Source organism: Nostoc sp. DSM 114160, from assembly GCF_053470305.1.
This window is the reverse complement of the sequence record NZ_JBPFGO010000001.1, coordinates 842,876-858,735: the sequence shown is the minus strand read 5'-3', so window position 1 is coordinate 858,735 and position 15,860 is coordinate 842,876. Positions and strand designations below refer to the sequence as shown.

The 15,860-nt window shown below is 43.6% G+C and carries 14 protein-coding genes, 1 tRNA gene and 1 pseudogene; 7 read left to right on the top strand and 9 right to left on the bottom strand.

Features of this window, described 5'->3' with window-relative positions; translation table 11 throughout:
- The first annotated feature begins 1,061 nt into the window (after positions 1-1,061).
- Together NSTCB13_RS04060 and NSTCB13_RS04055 are read left to right on the top strand one after the other, a co-directional pair.
- The gene (locus tag NSTCB13_RS04060) at positions 1,062-3,065 is read left to right on the top strand and encodes a two-partner secretion domain-containing protein (RefSeq protein ID WP_448271411.1); all 2,004 of its coding nucleotides are present in this window, start codon (positions 1,062-1,064) and stop codon (positions 3,063-3,065) included.
- On the top strand, positions 3,059-3,571 hold the full coding sequence (locus tag NSTCB13_RS04055; protein ID WP_448271410.1) for a hypothetical protein: 513 nt from the start codon (positions 3,059-3,061) through the stop codon (positions 3,569-3,571). Before NSTCB13_RS04060 ends, NSTCB13_RS04055 begins: the two co-directional genes overlap by 7 nt.
- A 197-nt stretch (positions 3,572-3,768) precedes the next feature.
- Here the strand turns inward: NSTCB13_RS04055 and NSTCB13_RS04050 are convergent.
- Positions 3,769-3,841: transfer RNA gene (locus NSTCB13_RS04050), tRNA-His, on the bottom strand.
- A gap of 124 nt (positions 3,842-3,965) precedes the next feature.
- Between NSTCB13_RS04050 and NSTCB13_RS04045 the strand changes: the two genes are divergently transcribed.
- From NSTCB13_RS04045 to cobA, 3 genes are all read left to right on the top strand, one after another.
- Positions 3,966-4,349, top strand: a complete 384-nt coding sequence (locus NSTCB13_RS04045) for a DUF4359 domain-containing protein (RefSeq protein ID WP_445628468.1) — start codon at positions 3,966-3,968, stop codon at positions 4,347-4,349.
- A 142-nt stretch (positions 4,350-4,491) separates the two neighbouring features.
- Complete coding sequence (locus NSTCB13_RS04040) at positions 4,492-5,238, top strand: sirohydrochlorin chelatase (RefSeq protein ID WP_448271409.1); 747 nt, start codon at positions 4,492-4,494, stop codon at positions 5,236-5,238.
- The gene (cobA, locus tag NSTCB13_RS04035; RefSeq protein ID WP_448268724.1) at positions 5,235-6,014 is read left to right on the top strand and encodes a uroporphyrinogen-III C-methyltransferase; all 780 of its coding nucleotides are present in this window, start codon (positions 5,235-5,237) and stop codon (positions 6,012-6,014) included. The genes NSTCB13_RS04040 and cobA overlap by 4 nt, the downstream gene beginning before the upstream one ends.
- A gap of 186 nt (positions 6,015-6,200) precedes the next feature.
- On the opposite strand, the gene NSTCB13_RS04030 is transcribed toward cobA, so the two are convergent.
- The 6 genes from NSTCB13_RS04030 to NSTCB13_RS04005 form a co-directional block, all read right to left on the bottom strand.
- Positions 6,201-6,755, bottom strand: a complete 555-nt coding sequence (locus NSTCB13_RS04030; RefSeq protein ID WP_448271408.1) for a hypothetical protein — start codon at positions 6,753-6,755, stop codon at positions 6,201-6,203.
- A gap of 189 nt (positions 6,756-6,944) precedes the next feature.
- Complete coding sequence (locus NSTCB13_RS04025; RefSeq protein WP_448271407.1) at positions 6,945-7,688, bottom strand: SDR family oxidoreductase; 744 nt, start codon at positions 7,686-7,688, stop codon at positions 6,945-6,947.
- A gap of 303 nt (positions 7,689-7,991) precedes the next feature.
- A complete protein-coding gene (locus tag NSTCB13_RS04020; RefSeq protein ID WP_448271406.1) occupies positions 7,992-8,690 on the bottom strand; it encodes a hypothetical protein in 699 nt (232 codons plus the stop codon).
- 72 nt (positions 8,691-8,762) lie between these two features.
- On the bottom strand, positions 8,763-9,008 hold the full coding sequence (locus NSTCB13_RS04015) for a hypothetical protein (protein WP_445628459.1): 246 nt from the start codon (positions 9,006-9,008) through the stop codon (positions 8,763-8,765).
- A gap of 137 nt (positions 9,009-9,145) precedes the next feature.
- A complete protein-coding gene (locus NSTCB13_RS04010; RefSeq protein WP_448271405.1) occupies positions 9,146-9,553 on the bottom strand; it encodes a hypothetical protein in 408 nt (135 codons plus the stop codon).
- 155 nt (positions 9,554-9,708) lie between these two features.
- Entirely contained in the window at positions 9,709-10,647 is a 939-nt protein-coding gene (locus NSTCB13_RS04005; protein WP_448271404.1) for an NAD-dependent epimerase/dehydratase family protein, read from the bottom strand.
- Between the two features lie 89 nt (positions 10,648-10,736).
- Here NSTCB13_RS04005 and NSTCB13_RS04000 point away from each other — a divergent pair, with 89 nt between their 5' ends.
- Positions 10,737-10,904, top strand: coding sequence for a hypothetical protein (locus tag NSTCB13_RS04000; RefSeq protein WP_445628456.1), 168 nt, complete (start codon positions 10,737-10,739; stop codon positions 10,902-10,904).
- Positions 10,850-11,397 (top strand): annotated as a pseudogene (locus NSTCB13_RS03995) (CHASE2 domain-containing protein); the annotation flags it as partial. The gene NSTCB13_RS04000 and the pseudogene NSTCB13_RS03995, both read left to right, overlap by 55 nt.
- Before the next feature lie 148 nt (positions 11,398-11,545).
- Here NSTCB13_RS03995 and NSTCB13_RS03990 read toward each other — a convergent pair.
- Positions 11,546-12,616: a calcium-binding protein gene (locus NSTCB13_RS03990; RefSeq protein WP_448271403.1), complete on the bottom strand. Its 1,071-nt coding sequence runs from the start codon at positions 12,614-12,616 to the stop codon at positions 11,546-11,548.
- A complete protein-coding gene (locus tag NSTCB13_RS03985) occupies positions 12,549-15,578 on the bottom strand; it encodes a beta strand repeat-containing protein (protein WP_448273117.1) in 3,030 nt (1,009 codons plus the stop codon). The genes NSTCB13_RS03990 and NSTCB13_RS03985 overlap by 68 nt, the downstream gene beginning before the upstream one ends.
- Positions 15,579-15,860 lie beyond the last annotated feature (282 nt).

The following is a 15,860-nucleotide window of genomic DNA, read 5'->3' as shown; positions in this document are numbered from 1 at the left end:
TCTTTACCTAAAGTATCTATGACTCAGTATTTTTGGATCTCACTAAAGGAATACAATTTTTATTTCTTTTGATAGAGGTTACTAAATAACTGCATAATAATACTTGGGGCACAAACTATCACGCCCTCAATTGCTTAATGTAATCTTTACTATATCATTTATTTGCGTATATTTTGATTATCAGCACATACAGCATAATTCATAATTCAGGAGCAAAGCCGGAGACGTTTCCATTGCTTTGGTCAGAATGGGCTGCGCTAACAGAAGTAAAATAGACTTTGAGACTTAGTTTGTGTAGTTCACTTTCCTTGAAATCTGCTGTATATAAGGTAAATATTTTCAAAAATCAAATAAGATTCCTATATTGTGTTAATTTGGGTAATAATTGATAGTATTACTATAATTATTTTTAAAATATTTGAAACAAAAGTTAATGATTTTGCTGGAATTCAACTATTTATTTAAATTTAAATGAATTAAAATCAATTTTTGTTCAAAAACAAACTAATATTTGTTCTCCATAGTTATAATTTAGACAAAAGTTGTTTAAAATTGGTCAATTTATATGGATACCAATACAGATAAAATAACAGCTTCTGACCACAGCATAGGCAACATTTTGATTATGTCTTTACTTGCCTTCTGTGGGCTGACTTTGATCGTTCTTCTAGGCATTTTTTAAAATTTAAATGTGCGTTCAAAAACTTCTAAGGCTAGATTCCCGATTTTTTATAAAATTCGGGAATTTTAATATGAAGGGGAAAGGGTTTAAATCCCTTACCATGAATTCCCTTTCCCCTTTCCCCAGCCCTCACAAGCGCATTTTTGGATTGGCAGACTACTAGAGTGGTTTGCGTCGAATGCGTTGCCCCGTCCAAAACTATTAGGTCATAACATCGGTGTGCTTTATTCTAAATAGAACAAGTCGGATTTGTTTGCACGTAACATTTTGTCATCTTTAATATGAATCAGAACTGAAGGTATTAACTTGACGAACACTAATTGTGGTTAACTCAAAAAAGAGTTCATCTGTTACAAAGTTTAGAGGTGTAATGTTTGGGATGACTACTAATTGGTGTTTGGGTATTGCGATGGGGGGTGCGATCGCTTTGGGTGCAAATTATGCTTCTGCCCAAATAATCACCGATGGCACTCTGCCTAATAATTCCATTGTTACATCAGACGGCAGCACCCTCAATATCACAGGGGGAACGCAAGCAGGAAGTAATTTGTTTCACAGCTTTAGGGAGTTCTCTGTGCCTACTAACGGCGCTGTTTTGTTCAATAATGCTGTAGATATTCAGAATATCATCAGTAGAGTAACGGGTGGGTCAGTCTCTAACATTGATGGATTAATTCGCGCTAACGGTACAGCTAACCTGTTTCTGATTAATCCGTCAGGGATTATTTTTGGTCAGAATGCGCGGTTGGATATTGGTGGTTCTTTTGTTGGGACAACAGCTAATGCACTGCAATTTGGAAATATCGGATTTTTTAGCGCTACCGATCAAAATATCCCTTCACCATTGTTGACTATTAATCCTTCAGCATTGCTGTTTAATCAAATTAATCAAAACGGAGGGATTCAAAATAACTCAATAGCACCCACCGGAACAGATCCAGCAGGCTTTGATGCATTTGGTTTACGAGTACCAGATGGTAAAAGTTTACTGCTGGTGGGTGGTAATCTCAGCATGGATGGGGGGCAATTAAATGCTTTTGGTGGGCGAGTTGAGTTAGGAGGGTTGGCAGGAGAGGGGATGGTTGAATTGAATGGGAATAGCAACGGCAACCTGCTGAACTTAAATTTTCCTACAGTTGTGCCACGAGCAGATGTGTCTTTAAGCAACAATTTTTTGGTAGATGTCCGTGGTTTTGGTGGCGGCAGTATTATCATTAACGCCCAGAATATCGATGTTAGAGAAAGTAGTAGCTTCATAGCTGGAATAGCATCAGGGTTGAGGACGGCTAGCAGCCGGGCGGGAGATATTACGCTAAATGCCACAGGAGCAATAGTTATAGACAACAGTCTTATTGGTAGTGATATACGTGAGGGTTCAGTAGGTAATGGCAGTAATATTAATATCCAAGCTCAGTCAGTAACTCTGAATAATGGCGCTGCTCTGATTGCTAGCACTCGTGGGCGAGGAAACGGAGGCAGAATCTTGATTCAAGCTACCGATAGAGTTTCTTTCGATGGCACAACTAGCGATAGCAGGTTTGGCAGTGGTGCATTTAGCGAAGTGGGTTTTACGGGCATGGGCAACGCAGGTGACGTTAATATTACCACTAGTTCACTTTCCGTAACCAATGGCGCTCAACTAGTTGCCAGCACCAGAGGACAGGGAAATGCAGGCAATATCAACATCAATACACGCGAACAGGTTTCCTTTAATGGCACAAGTAGCGATGGCGCGTTTTCCAGTGGTGCATTTAGCGATGTGGAGGTGCAAGCCGTTGGTAGGGGAGGTAACATTAATATTAACACTAGTTTACTTTCCGTAACCAATGGCGCTCAACTAGTTGCCAGCACCAGAGGACGGGGAGATGCAGGCAATATCAACATCAATACACGCGAACAGGTTTCCTTTAATGGCACAAGTAGCGATGGCGCGTTTTCCAGTGGTGCATTTAGCGATGTGGAGGTGCAAGCCGTTGGTAGTGGAGGTAACGTTAATATTAACACTAGTTCACTCTCCGTAACCAATCGGGCTGAAATAAATGTGAGTATTGTGGGAACAGGGAATGCAGGTGACTTACAAGTTGCGACTCGCTTTATCAAACTAGACAACCAAGGAAAACTTCTAGCTGATTCAGTAGTGGGGGTCGTGGAGGAAATATTAATTTATCAGTACGGGATTTACTGCTCTTGCGGCGTAAAAGTGAAATATCTACTGTCTCAGGCACTGAACAGGCTGGTGGAGACGGCGGCAATTTCACGCTTAATATACCAGATGGCTTTATCATCGCCACTCCCAATGAAAATAGCGATATCATTACTAACGCCTTCACTGGTAAGGGAGGTAGAATTACGATTAGAGCCTTTGGGGTTTTTGGTATGGTAGTGCGTGATCGAGAAGAATTGGTGAGATTGCTAGGAATGAACGATCTAACCCAAGTAGACGCACGTAACCTGCCAACAAATGACATCACTTTATTTTCACAGGCAGGCTCTTCCTTAGAAGGAACAACAGAACTACAGTTCACTAGGGTAGAACTACCCGCAAACATAGTAGATGCTTCCCAGCTACTTGATACTAGCTGTAGCCCTAGAAGCAAGCAACAAGCTAGTTCATTTATCATCACTGGACGTGGCGGTTTACCCCGCAATCCCTATAACTTTCTTTCTCCTGATACAGTTATGGTAGATTGGGTAACGCTCAATCCCAGCACCAGAAACCGCAAGAGTCCACCTGTTACCATCAAACCTACTACTGATACACCAAAATCCATTGTAGAAGCTACAGGGTGGGTGATAAATGCCAAAGGGGAGTTGGAACTCACAGCGAATGCACCCAGCAAACCTCATGGTTTATGGCAGAATCCTGTATCTTGCCGTGTTCCTTCTTAGATGCTAATGTCCGTTTTAGAATACCCATACTATTAAGGATGAACTTGGTCATGACTTTAGGAGTGCGATCGCCAGTCTTAGGGTCTATAAAGCTACAGATCGCATATGCTTATCCTTGTTAAAGTTATGATTACAAGGATTTACACCATCTAACCCACCTTCTACAGGAGTGTAGATATTAATATTAAATTATCTAGGGCGAACGATGGGACTCGAACCCACGAATGGTGGTACCACAAACCACTGCCTTAACCACTTGGCTACGCTCGCCATTCAACAATTTGAATTATAGCAACAATTTGGCAAGCGATCAAGAGTTTTTCTTCAAGGAACGGACTTAGTTGATTTAGAGTCTCTGGAATCTAACAATTACAATGAATTTTATTTGGAAAATATGAAACCATTGACCATCATCGCGTATACTGGAGCAGCAGTAGGACTCGCCGCCTTGGGTGTGACAATGGCGAAAACCAATCCCAGTCAGGTTGAATATGAAGAATATGCAGTTCAACGGCTGACAAAATACTTAAAAACCGATGTATGTAAAAAAACTACAAATATTCTTGAAAATTTAATCCGTTTTAATTGTGATAAGTTAGTTGACTCGGCTAATCCACAAATCCAAAAAATTATTGCCAAGACCACAGAAAGGCAAGATTTCGTTATTTTTAGCATTTACCGTACAGATTTCAAAATAAACTCTTGGATACCTTCGTACAAATTTGAAACGGTAGGAGCTTTCGATCAATTTTATACTTACACTGCCGAAGAACAATAAGGTAAAGAGTACGGGGAGAATATAAAAGTGATTAAGAATACTTCTATTTAGTAATTAATAATAGTTTCAATAATTACCAGAGTACTTAATTATCCCCAGCTTAATCTTAAATAAGAATAGTAACTAAGAATTCAATTTACCGATGTCATCTGCCTATCTACTACTATCTCACGGAAGCCGCGACCCGCGCCCAGAAATTGCTATGCAGCAACTAGCTAGGCTGATATGTCACAAATTGTCAAAAAACCACAACTCAGCAAATAGCGAACATTTGGTTGGCATCGCTGCTTTGGAAATGAGTCCTCAGCCTTTACACGAGCAGATTCAACAATTTGCTAAAAGCGCTTTTGGCGATTGCCCACAGTCTCAAAATGAAAATCGCCTCAAAATTGTACCGCTATTTCTGCTGCCGGGAGTACATGTGATGACAGATATTCCTGCCGAAGTAGCACTCGCACAACAGGCTGCTGGTCAAGATATCATCATTGAGTTGGAACCATATTTAGGCTCTCACCCCAATTTAGAGAAATTGCTGGCAAAACAAATAGCTGCTATAAAAGCAGAAGCATGGATTCTCTTAGCTCATGGTAGTCGTCGCCCAGGTTCGCAAGAAACTGTGGAAGCAATGGCGGCGAGTTTGAAAGCTGTGACTGCTTATTGGGCTGGGCCTCCTAGTTTAGAATCACGGGTGAAAGAGTTGGTAGATGCTGGTTATCGGGAAATTGCAATTGTCCCATACTTTTTATTCCCTGGTGGAATAACCGATGCGATCGCCACCTCAATAGAGGAACTAAAATTACAATTTTCTGCGGTGAATTTCCAACTGGCCAAACCATTGGGAGCAAGTGCAGAATTAGCCGAGCTAATTTGGGATTTAACACAGAGATGAACCGCACAGAAAAACAGGATAACAAGTATTTAGGAAAGGTTTATTTAGTAGGTGCAGGGCCAGGAGATCCAGGACTAATTACCCTGAAGGCGAAAGGTTTATTGGAATGTGCAGATGTAGTTATCTATGATGCCTTAGTGAGTCCGGCAATTTTAGCAATGATTAATCCCCAAGCCGAGCAAATTAATGCTGGTAAACGGAGGGGAAAACATTCGCTGTTCCAGTCAGAAACAACTCAATTGCTGATTGATAAAGCGCAGGATAATGCAATTGTAGTGCGGCTAAAGGGTGGCGATCCGTTTATTTTTGGTCGCGGTGGCGAAGAGATGGAAGAATTAGTCAAAGCTGGAATATCAACGGAAGTTGTGCCAGGGATCACTTCGGGAATTGCAGCAGCAGCATACTCAGGTATTCCTTTGACGCATCGGCTTTATAGTTCGTCAGTCACATTTGTAACTGGTCATGAAGCGGCGGGTAAGTATAGACCGCAAGTAAATTGGAGTGCGATCGCTCACGGTTCCGAAACCATTGTAATTTATATGGGAATTCACAATCTGCCTTATATTGTAGAAGAATTAATCACAGCTGGGTTGAATTTAGAAACGCCGATTGCTTTGGTACGCTGGGGTACGCGCCCAGAACAAGAAGAATTAATTGGGACATTGGAAACAATAGTCACACAGGTAGAGGAAACGGGATTTGGTGCGCCTGCGATCGCAGTTATTGGACAAGTAGTAAATATGCACAGTATTTTGTCTGGTTGTCGTCCAGTTTAATGGTTGGTTTGAAAGTAATTGTATATATGCGCCCATCTGTACCAGTTTTTACACAAATCCTGAGAGAATGAGATTAAGTTCGCCCCGTCTAATAGAGCGATTGGTTGCTCGAATCGCTCTGATGGGTATGCCAACAGGCTAATAACCGACTAGGAATAACTTAGGAAACCAGCGTTTTGCCGCAGGCTATTTGACTTGAGTAATTTTTGCCGAGTAGAGATGCCATTTACGCTGCTCTGGAGTTGAGCCAGGAACATTATTGACTCGTCGCAGCACATAGCTGCCGCGAAATCGCTGTGGAGTTCCATTGGTGGTAACAGTAGTAATAGTAACCGGAATCTCAATGTAGATTGAGCCTGCACCTGGGTCTGGTCTACCAGGTTTTCCAATCTCTACAGCAACGGATGTGGTGTTGGCAAAACCCTGCTTGAACTGCTCAAACGATTGCTTGCTAGCAGCTCCATTTCCATCCCAAGCTGAGTAAGCTTGTTTATAGTCTTGACGGGCGATCGCACTGTAATAGTCACGAATGACTTGAACTGCTCGCTGCTCAGAGCTTTGTGTAGGAGAGGCTGGTGCTGGGGTTGGACCAGACGCAATCAGATTTGCAACCGATGGAGTATTCCCAGCAGGTGGTTGTGATTTCACAGAGTTATTACAGCCTGCGATCGCGATCGCAAATAGCATTGCTCCAACAAGCATACGGTGCTGTTTTAACCAGAGATATAAAGAAAAGTTCATTATTGACAAAGATACTTCCTTGGGATTCCACATACTGGAAATGCAATCGATACAATCATTGACAATTTTAGCTAAATATGCGGTTTTAACTAAAAATATCTCTGGCTAAAGGTTTCAGCATACTTGCAGTTAGTGTAGTTTCGCTGATTGCTGAGGATTTATGTTTGTAGTTGTCTACACCTGTGGCAGTTAGGCGCTGAATCCTCCATCAATCATTAGGTTTGCACCAGTGATGTAAGCTGCCTCAGACCCAGCCAGATAAGCGACCATCCCTGCAACCTCCTCAACAGTGCCGTAGCGGGGCAGTGCTAGCTGCTTTTTGAGCATCTCGGCAAACTCGCCCTCTGGGGGATTCATATCGGTAGCGATCGGCCCGGGCTGGACGTTATTGATTGTAATTCCGCGCGGGCCGAGGTCACGCGCCAACCCTTGCACAAGACCTTGTAGAGCAGATTTGCTCATGGCATAAACAGAGGCGCCAGCAAATGGCACACGTTCGGCGTTGGTGCTGCCAATGTTAATTATGCGTCCGCCTTCTTGCATATACTTGACTACGGCTTGAGCCGCCACAAATACGGCACGCACATTAATGGCAAAGGTGCGATCAAAGTCCGCAAGTGTGAAATCATCGATCGGGGACATCATCGCTACACCTGCATTATTGACGAGGATATCAATGCTGCCAAATTTGTCCGCTGTCTGTTCAACAGCAGCCACCACCTCACTGGCTTCAGCGCTGTCGGCTTGGATGGCCAAGGCCTGAACGCCGAGCGCCTGGACTGCCTCGGCGATTTCCTTAGCGTGATCGGGCGAACTGGTATAGGTGAAAGCGACATCAGCACCTTCAGTTGCTAAACGCTTAACTATGGCGGCCCCGATACCGCGACTGCCTCCGGTGACGAGTGCGCGTTTATTTTTGAGTGTGTAGTTCATATTCGATACCGTCGATTATAAATTGGATAAAATGCCTAGCGTCTAATGGGTAAAAGCTGCAAATTCTGCCTTCAAAAGGGTGTGGGGTGCGGGGTGTGGGGTGTAAGGAACCCACGCTTAAAAAACTTGGGATTGAAGCAAGGACTCATTGCTTTTCCGGGCTACGCCAATCAAAGCAATTCTTTTTTTTACGCTCGCTTAAACCCAGCAACTTCAGTTTTTCTCCCTTCCCCACACCCTACCCCCTACACCCCACATCCTGTTCTTTGTAACAACCTAATCTACTCGTCGTGAAAGTCACAATTAATCGGAATATATTTGTACATTGTTGTTTTTTTCGTAGTTGAGCACTTTAGGAATGTCAAGCTGTAAAATGTTACCCAACAGTACCCTCAGAGAAATTATAGGATGTATGAGGCTTTTGGGGGAAGTTGTCAAGTTTGTCACCTTCAAAAATGCGATCGCCACTATTGGATCTCGTCGAGCAGCAACGTGCAACTTACTTATATACCAGTTGAGAAAGCGTACCTTGAAGCTGCGCGTCCCTTCCACTTGGGGAATACGCAGGTCGCCACCTACAGCAATACTCCAAGCGGTGTCTACTACCTTACTTGCCTCCTTGAAAAAACGCGCCCGCAGATTTTGACTACCTTTAGCAAGGCAATTTTGCAAAGCCAGGGACTCAAGAGCAGAAACCGTCATGCCTTGACCGTAGACTGGGTTAAAGCTGCAAATGGCATCACCAAAAACCAAGTAATTTCCGGGAAAACGCGCCATTCTTTCATAATGGCGACGCTGGCTAGTCGGAACCTTGTAAGACACTATTTCTGAGAGGGGTTCAGCATCTTTGATGACTTCGTAGAATTCGCGAGCAGGCATGGCCTTAGCGAATTCCAGGAAGCCTTTTTCGTCAGTGGGTGCGCGATCGCCCAGATAGCCAGCAATGCTAACGATCCAGCGATCGTTTTCATAGTTTGTTCCTCTAGTTCTTCTAGGTCGCAAAGGTGCTGATAATTTATTTGTCTGCAAAACAAAAGTCAGGAGCTTGTCTCTTTAATTACGAATTAGTAATTATTAAGTCTTGGGTTGGGCGAAGACACCCACCTTCAACGATTCAGGAATATTGTTCTCAACTTTGAACTCTCCCCAAACCAAGCCGTGACCTTTAGGATGATCCTTTCGCAGGTCTGGGCCTTTCTCGGCTTGAACTTTGAGATCGATGTCCACGATGGTATTGGTAGCTGCTTCTTGGGCAGCAGTGTCCAAGATGGTATCAGTAGCCGTTTCTTGGGTAGCAGTGGATAGATTAGATTGGCTCATGGTTCTTTCTCCTTATTGATTGTGAGTGTTTCAAGACTGAGAAAATGAGGGTTACCAAACAAAGTAAAAGTTAAAAGGCAAAAGAAAGAAAAAAATGCAAAGTGTTGTGATTTATGGGAATGATGATAGTTAGTAACTCATAAGGCCTCCTCTGGTTGCTGGATTGTTTTCAATGCCCGTATACCAATCCAACATCCCAATCCATCTACTATTAATATGAGGATGGCTGTGATTTGGAAAAGCAGACCCCAACCTTGCCAAGAAACTTGAGAAAGATGATCGGGGCTAATTACGATCAAATGATTGTAAATTCCAAAAAGGAGCGATCCTGCTATTGAAAAGAGCAATAGCCAGCTACCAAGGCGATAGAACTGTGTCCAAAGTAAAACGGCTGCAATGATGGGAGTCAGAAAAATTACAATAACCACGAACGAACTCTGAAGCAAAGATAGGCCAACAGGGATTTCCACATGTGCTAAACCATGCATTCCGTTGGCGATCGCATGGACGATCGCCAACGCTGTTCCATATTGAGCAACCTTCATCTTTATTCCTCCTGAGTAGAAAACTTCAACAGACATCATTCATTGATGGCAGTGCGATCGCAGACCGTAAATATGCAATGCTGATTAAGTTAACTGGATTTACAGCGACGGAAAATTATCGATAAGTCTATTAGATTAAGTTGTTTTGCTGTGAGTTAGCTTGCACTGACCACGGGTGCGTCAACCATCCATTCCAAAGGTCGCGGCTGAAAATTTAATTCGCGTTTTGCCTTGGCATTCGATGCGCCTCGCATCTGAGTACCGTAGTAGACGGCATCTGCACCACCGATTTGTAAAGCATCTGCAACCGATATCTGCGGAGGCGATGGAGCATTGAGCCAACGAGCAAAGGCAGGGAGCCACTCGCGCACCTCTAAAGGGCGATCGTTGGTAATCAGGTAAATACCAGGATTGCCTCGCTCTGCTGCTGCAACTGTAGCGATCGCTGCATCTTCAACGTGTAACCACGACCATACACCTTCGCCATTGCCGACGATCGGGAATTGTTGCTGCCGTACTTGTTGAGCAACGTCGCCATCGGCAGCAAACCAAGTGCCAGGCCCGTAGAAGAAGCCATAGCGTAAGGCAATCCCTTCTAGATTGGGTGTTTCGAGTAAGCGACGTTCGATTTCAGTCACCGTGCGAGCATCTGCTGCAACTGCCGGCGAAGCATCCAAAGATAGCGGTGTTTCTTCATCTGCCAATCCAGTTCCAGGAACTCCCCAAAATGCGATCGACTGTCTCAAGTAACGACACACGCCAGCTGCTTGTGCTGCTGCTAGCACATTAGCACCCCCTTCTTGACGAAGACGCTGGTTGAGTGGTGCTGCTGCACTCATTGACTCGCCAGTGTAAGTTTTGGGTAGAGCGGTAAGTTGTTCGATAACTACTTCCGGTTGAGCGCGAACGATCGCAGCTTTGACGGCATCGGCATCGAATACATCTGCGATCGCAGGTTCTACACTTTGTTCTACTAAAGCCTTGGCTCTTTCTGAAGAACGGGTCAACGCAACTACATCATGTCCTTGCCCCAACAATTGGGCGATTAGCGGACGACCGATCGCTCCCGTTGCCCCAGCAACAAAAATTTTCATTTATGACCTCCTGTTGAATGGCATACTTTTGCGTCCTTTAGACACTATAGGATTTGTTGTTCAAGCATAGCTAGAGGCAAGGCAGCAAGATGAGCCAGTGGTATCTAAATCTGTGGGTAATGGTAGGCAGTACTTTGTGGATACTGGGTTGTATTCAACCGATCGCAGCTCAAGTGATTCCCGATAACACGCTACCTGCCCTAGAGCGATCGCCAGAGGTTTACAACTGGCGATTTTTAACAGCTGTGATGGACTAGGATTAGTACGACAATTAGCATCGCTGCACATTCCCCAAATGATTGTGATGCGGGAAGTAGTACCAGATCGGGTTGCTCAAGAATTTTTGAAGCACTTTCTAGAAGCTTTGGCGAATGGAGAATCTTGCCAATAGTTACCGTTACTGAGGCTGATGTGCGATCGCAACCTGCTAACCAAAGAGGTGGAGCTTCATTATCAGACCGCGCCCTAGCTCAAATTGTAGAAAAATTAGAGCAGTTCCAACCGCAAGTTATTGGCTTAGATATCTACCGGGAGAATCACGTAGAACCAGAGTATAAGAAGTTGTCTAAATTCATGCAAAAGAGCGATCGCTTTTTTGTTATATGCAAAGTTAGTGAGGAAAACAAAAACAGTGGTGTTTCACCACCACCTGAAGTTCCCAAGCAAAACTTAGGTTTTAGCGACGTTATACCCGATCCCGATGGCATTGTCCGCCGTCAAATACTAGCTATGGCTCCTGCATCCCCCTGCCCGCAGCAAGAACTGCCCTTTAAATGATAAGTCTTCAACCGGACATGATATTATTCATTCTGACTTGCATTCAGCAATGGAATACGAGATGCTAAAAATAGCACCTCGCAAACCGTAGCGGTTGATGGCAAGAGAGCGCTAATTTCGATTAAACAACCACAAAATTCTTTTCGGTTAGTGACAGTCCAGCAGATAGTTGTGCAAATTTTATCTGACTAAACCCAGCCGCACTACCATCCTGGTCAAAGTATAGTCCACCTGTAATGTTGTCATAGATAAATCGTTGATTGCTTGTCGTTGCAGATGTTCCCAAGGTAAACTGATTAGCTGAAAGTGAACCTTTTGATAACCCGCCAGCAAAAGAAAAAGCTGATATCTCAATCAAGTCATTAGTGGCGTTGAAGTCATAAAGAGCGTCAACACCTTGATTGTAGTTATCGAAAACAAAGGTATCAGTACCATTCCCTCCAATTAGGCTGTCATTACCCTTTCCACCTGTCAGGGTATCATTGCCGTTGCCCCCCACAATCAAGTCATTGTAGTTTGTACCTGAGATATTTAATCTTTCGATATTGTTGTAATTAACTAGATACGTATCTACCGTAACCGATCCAGTGTTAGTACTAGCATTAAAAGTCGAAGTAATCCCTTTTGTAGCATAAGAGCAATACATGGATAACAAATCGTTACCATTACCCCCATTTACTGTTTGAGTCGCTAAATCAGAGGGGATATCATCTGAGGATGTGATGCCTAAATTGAAGGAATCATTGCCATCACCCCCAGAAAGGAGGTTATTACCTTTTGCATTGGTAGCATCCAAGGTATCGTTACCTACACCTCCAAGTAGTGTGTTATTACCTGTGGAGCGAGAGTCAGAGGAGGCGTTAAAGGTGGAGGAGTAACTGTAGTAGCCAGAGATGTTAAGAGAATCATTGCCATCGCCTCCAGAGAGCAGATTATCGCCTGTTGAACCGCTACCATCCAAGGTATCGTTACCAGCACCTCCAAGTAGTGTGTTATTACCTGTGGAGCGAGAGTCGAAGGAGTCGCTATATTTGTTGTAGATGCCAGAGATGTTAAGAGAATCATTGCCATCGCCCCCAGAAAGGAGGTTATTGCCTTTTGTATTGGTAGCATCCAAGGTATCGTCACCAGCACCACCGTTGAGGGTGTTGGAAAAAGTAGGGGTCGCTGCCAGAGATGTCAAGATAATCATTGCCATCGCCCCCAGAGAGCAGATTATTGCCTGTTGAACCCCTACCAGACAAGGTATCGTTACCAGCACCTCCAAGTAGTGTGTTATTACCTGTAGAACGGGAATCTTCGGAATAGTCAAAGGAGGAAGAGTAGTAGCCGCCAGAGATGTCAAGAGAATCATTGCCATCACCCCCAGAGAGCAGATTATTGCCTGTTGAACCGCTACCATTTAAGGTATCGTCTCCTGCACCTCCAAGTAGTGTGTTATTACCAGTGGAACGAGAGTCGGAAGAGTAGCCACCAGATCTGTTAATGTAGCTGCCAGAGATGTCAAGAGAATCGTTGCCATCACCCCCAGAGAGCAGATTATCGCCTGTTGAACCGCCAGCACTCAAGCGATCGTCACCGACACCTCCTTGTAGGATGTTATTACCTATTGAACTGCTAACATTCAATATATCGTCATCGGCATCTCCGTCAAGAATATTATTGCCTGCACCACCAATCAGAGTATCATTGCCTGCACCACCAATCAGAGTATCATTGCCTGCACCACCTCTAATGATGTCATTACCACTCAATCCGTCGATGATGTCATTACCTCCTTGACCATTGATGACATCATTAGAGTTGTCAAAACCTGTAATATTGTTATCGAGGTCATTTAAGAAAGTAACAGTGTTCTTATTGAACAGGTTAGCTTGAGTGGAATTTTCATCAAACACATCAAAACTGTCAGTGACACTAGTTTGACCATAAAAGAGGATATTGCCAATAGCAGGTCGTGAAGAAGTTGCTGGCAAATTATCCAAGTTTTCTAACTTGAAGTTTTGCAGAATGACTTTGCTATTAGCAAGATTTTCAAAAGTGATTTCTAAGTTGTTGCCATTTTGAGTTAATTGCAGATTTTGAGCAGTGAATCCAGAACTTGTAAATTGCAAGGTGTCTAAAGAGGCAATGACCGTTGCTGAGGGGTTTGAGCCTTTACCCACACCACCGAAATCGGTAATCGTATCAGTATTTACATTGTAAACAAATTCATCATTACCAGCGCCACCAGTTAGAGTATCATTACCAACGCCCCCGGAGAGGGTATCGTTGCCACTGTTGCCCACAATTCGGTCATTGTAGTCTGTACCTAAGATATTTAATCGTTCGATATTCTTGTAATTAACCTGATTCGTACCCGACCTAATTAAGCCAGTGTTAGTAGTGACGTTGTAAGTTGTTGCGATCGCCGCACTACCGTTGTAATTGACGGACAGTACATCGTCACCCTCACCCCCATCTATGGTATCATTGCCACCATTGCCCGTAGAGAGAGTATCGTTGCCACTGTTCCCTACAATCAAGTCATTGTAACCTGTACCTGAGATATTTAATCGTTCGATATTCTTGTAACTAACCTGATTCGTATTTGCTTTAATTAAACCAATGTTAGTAGTAGGATTGAATGTCGTTGTAATTCCTTCTGTAACATCATTGTAATTGACGGACAGTACATCGTCACCCTCACCCCCATCTATGGTATCATTACCACCATTGCCCGTAGAGAGGGTATCGTTGCCACTGTTCCCTACAATTCGGTCATTGTATTCTGTACCTGAGATATTTAATCGTTCGATATTCTTGTAATTAACCTGATTCGTACCCGACCTAATTGAGCCAGTGTTAGTAGTAGAATTGAATGTCGTTGTAATCCCTGCTGTAGCAGCGCTGTAATAACTGTAATCAACGGACAACAAATCGTCACCCTGACCCCCATCTACCGTTTGATTCTCTAAATTTAGATAGAAGGAATCATTGCCATCGTCCCCAAAGAGGAAGTTACTTCCTGTTGAATCCTCAGCCCTCAAGGTATCGTCACCACCACCACCGTTGAGAGTATTATTGCCTGAAGACAAGTCTATAAAACCGTAGAAAGTGGGAATACCAGAGATATCAAGATAATCATTGCCATCGCCACCAGATAGCAGGTTATTGCCGGATGAAGCCTCAGCCATCAAGTAATCGTTACCAGCGCCACCATTGAGGGTGTTATTGCCTGATGAGATAAAATTAGGAGCAGCTCTATAAGTAAAAACACCAGAGGTGGAGAGAGTATCATTGCCATCGCCACCAAATAGCAGGTTATTGCCTTTTGGAGATTCAGCATCCAAGTAATCGTCACCAGCGCCACCGTTGAGGGTGTTATTACCTGATGAGGCTGTATAATTATAAGGGTTTTGAGAAACGTAAGAGGTGGAGAGATTATCATTGCCATCGCCACCAAATAGCAGGTTATTACCGGATGTTGCCCCTGCATTCAAGTAATCATCATCAGTGCCACCGTTGAGGATGTTATTGCCTGTTGAATATTTAACATCTAAGATATCATTGCCCACACCACCAATCAAAGTATTATTACCTGCGCCACCCCGCAGAAAATCATTGCCACTTTTGCCGTCGATTTTGTCATCACCCCCCTGACCATTGATGACATCATCTGAGTTGTCAAAGCCGCTAACATTATTGTTCAGGTCGTTAAGGAAGGTGATTGTATTCTTATTGAAGATAGTACTTTGAGTGGAGTTGGCATTGAAGACATCAAAGCTGTCAGTAATGGTAGTTTGCCCATCAAATATGATATTGCCCAAGTCTACAGTGGCTCCTGTAGATAAGCTTAGGTTATCCAGGTTTTCTAAAGCAAAGTTTTGCAGGATGAGTTTGGGGCTATAGTCCGCCGCGTCAAAGGTAATTTCTAGATTGCTGCCATTCTGGGTCAGTATTAAATTTCGAGCAGTAAAGCCGTCGCTCCCAGCGAAATTTAGAGTGTCTACTTCGGCAATGACTGCTGCTGAGGGGTTTACACCTTTACCTACTCCACCAAAATCGGTGATAGTATAATTACTATCATAGTTGTAAATATCGTTACCACCTCCACCAGTCAAGGTGTTGTCATAGCCATTGCCGTATAGGGTATCGTTACCGTTGGTTCCAATGATATTTGCCATAACTTTTACCTACCTCAATCGATTTTTTTAGTAATTTCAGTTTTGAAAGGAGCTGTTAGTGGGACTTAAACAAAAAGTAGCCAAAAAAGAGCCGAAATGCTATATGCGGATGTGTATTTTCTTTGCTTTGCATAGGTTTCAAGCTTGTTTCTGCCTCAAAAATGTTCTACCAACAGCTAGTCTCCTAAGTTGGCGAGGCTGTTGGGATTGCTGACAGTGAGCCTTACTGGAACGCATATTTGAACCAGTGGCAGGTTTGGGTTAACTTTG

What these genes read in the sequence shown, in the direction of transcription:
- NSTCB13_RS04060 (WP_448271411.1), top strand. Translation starts at nt 1,062, where the DNA reads ATGACTACTAATTGGTGTTTGGGTATTGCGATGGGGGGTGCGATCGCT.
- NSTCB13_RS04055 (WP_448271410.1), top strand. Translation starts at nt 3,059, where the DNA reads ATGGTAGTGCGTGATCGAGAAGAATTGGTGAGATTGCTAGGAATGAAC.
- NSTCB13_RS04045 (WP_445628468.1), top strand. Translation starts at nt 3,966, where the DNA reads ATGAAACCATTGACCATCATCGCGTATACTGGAGCAGCAGTAGGACTC.
- NSTCB13_RS04040 (WP_448271409.1), top strand. Translation starts at nt 4,492, where the DNA reads ATGTCATCTGCCTATCTACTACTATCTCACGGAAGCCGCGACCCGCGC.
- cobA (WP_448268724.1), top strand. Translation starts at nt 5,235, where the DNA reads ATGAACCGCACAGAAAAACAGGATAACAAGTATTTAGGAAAGGTTTAT.
- NSTCB13_RS04030 (WP_448271408.1), bottom strand. Translation starts at nt 6,755, where the DNA reads ATGAACTTTTCTTTATATCTCTGGTTAAAACAGCACCGTATGCTTGTT.
- NSTCB13_RS04025 (WP_448271407.1), bottom strand. Translation starts at nt 7,688, where the DNA reads ATGAACTACACACTCAAAAATAAACGCGCACTCGTCACCGGAGGCAGT.
- NSTCB13_RS04015 (WP_445628459.1), bottom strand. Translation starts at nt 9,008, where the DNA reads ATGAGCCAATCTAATCTATCCACTGCTACCCAAGAAACGGCTACTGAT.
- NSTCB13_RS04010 (WP_448271405.1), bottom strand. Translation starts at nt 9,553, where the DNA reads ATGAAGGTTGCTCAATATGGAACAGCGTTGGCGATCGTCCATGCGATC.
- NSTCB13_RS04005 (WP_448271404.1), bottom strand. Translation starts at nt 10,647, where the DNA reads ATGAAAATTTTTGTTGCTGGGGCAACGGGAGCGATCGGTCGTCCGCTA.
- NSTCB13_RS04000 (WP_445628456.1), top strand. Translation starts at nt 10,737, where the DNA reads ATGAGCCAGTGGTATCTAAATCTGTGGGTAATGGTAGGCAGTACTTTG.
- NSTCB13_RS03990 (WP_448271403.1), bottom strand. Translation starts at nt 12,616, where the DNA reads ATGATTATCTTGACATCTCTGGCAGCGACCCCTACTTTTTCCAACACC.